The organism is Streptomyces sp. MK37H (assembly GCF_018035285.1).
GTDB lineage: Bacteria > Actinomycetota > Actinomycetes > Streptomycetales > Streptomycetaceae > Streptomyces > Streptomyces endocoffeicus.
The window spans coordinates 1-1371 of the sequence record NZ_JAAAYH010000856.1 but is presented as its reverse complement, the minus strand read 5'-3'; the positions used below and the strand labels follow the sequence as shown (position 1 = coordinate 1371).

1 protein-coding gene and 1 pseudogene are annotated in these 1371 nt (G+C 74.3%); one reads left to right on the top strand and one right to left on the bottom strand.

Features of this window, described 5'->3' with window-relative positions:
- Nucleotides 1–16: 16 nt before the first annotated feature.
- Complete coding sequence (locus GWI24_RS44430; RefSeq protein ID WP_210951671.1) at nt 17–769, bottom strand: TIGR03089 family protein; 753 nt, start codon at nt 767–769, stop codon at nt 17–19.
- Nucleotides 770–897: 128 nt separating this feature from the next.
- Here GWI24_RS44430 and GWI24_RS44425 point away from each other — a divergent pair.
- A pseudogene (locus GWI24_RS44425) lies at nt 898–1371 on the top strand (N-acetylmuramoyl-L-alanine amidase); the annotation flags it as partial.

Sequence of the window (1371 nt, the reverse complement as noted above, 5' to 3'; positions counted from 1 at the left end):
GGCGGTGGCCGTGGCCTCAGGGAATGGTGTCGGTGACGCGCTCGCTCTCCTTGCGCCCGGCCAGCTCCTTCTCGTCCAGCCGGTCCAGATGGCGGCAGAGCACCACCGAACCGCCACTGACCAGCGGCGCGTACAGCCCGTACGACAGCCCCTCCCAGGTGTCGTACGAAAGCCCCGACAGGATCCGCGAACCGGGCCCGAGCCCCCGCCCGGCGGCGTCGGCGCCCGCCCGCTCCACCACCTCGGCGCTCGTCAGCTCCACGCCGCCGACGGCCAGCGCGGGCGTATCCGGGTCCACGGGGGAGTACGGGGCGAAGCGGTCGCCCTGGCTGGGCACTTCCACGGCGTAGTCCGCGAACCCCTCCGGCAACTGGGGGAAGCGGCCGCCCAGCGGCTGAAGCGACAGCGCCACCCGTTCCCCGGAGCACTCCCGTGCCTCCTTGAGGCTGTCCGGGCCGCTGACGACGAGGTCGGCGGAGGCCGGGTCGCCCCCGATGTCGACAAGGACCCCGACCGAGGAGCAGGCCACCAGCCACACGGCGGTCTGCCAATGGGCGGGGAGCAGTAGTGCGCATCTGTCGCCGGGCGCGGCGGCGAGATCGTCCTGGAGGAGATTGGCGGTCTTCGCCACCCAATTGGCGAAGGTGGCCACGGAGAGTTCGACGCGTTCGCCCGTGGCGTCGTCGTAGAAGGTCACGAGCGGGCGGGAGGGATCCGCGTCGAGCGCGGATCCCAGCAGGTCGGCGGGGGTGCGATCGGTGGCGTTCACCCGCGCAAGCCTACGCGCCGAAGATGCGGCGCGGATGGGGTCGGTGGGGTCTGGGTCACCGGATGGTCCGCGACGTGTGCGCTCTTCCGAATGGACAGGTTTGCCCCCTTATGTAGACGATTTCAATCATGCGTGCATACCTGGCATCCTCGATCGGCGTCGCGTGCACCGCCGCCCTCGCCCTTCCCCTCGCCCTGCACCCCGGTCCCGCCCACGCCCGGACCGAGCTGACCGTCGCCGCCGGCTCCACGCGGTCGCTGGCGCTGCGCCCGCTGGACTCGCTCGTGGGCGGCGGGCCGGACCGGGGCGTGGCCGCCGGGCGCGGTGACGTCGCGGTCGAGCGGGGCGTCACGGCGTCGGGCGTGCGGCCGTTCTCGCTCGTCGGCGTCGTCTGGGACCGGCCCGCCGCGGAACTCCGCGGCCGGGCGGAGGTGCGCACCCGCGCGGTCGGCGGCGCGTGGTCGCCATGGCGTGAGCTGCTGCCGTACGGGGACGAGGCCCCCGACCCGGACTCGCCCGAACTCCGCGGCGCACGGGCCCACGGCGGCACCGCCCCGCTGTGGGTCGGCGCCTCGGACGCCGTCCAGGCGCGGGTGCGGCCC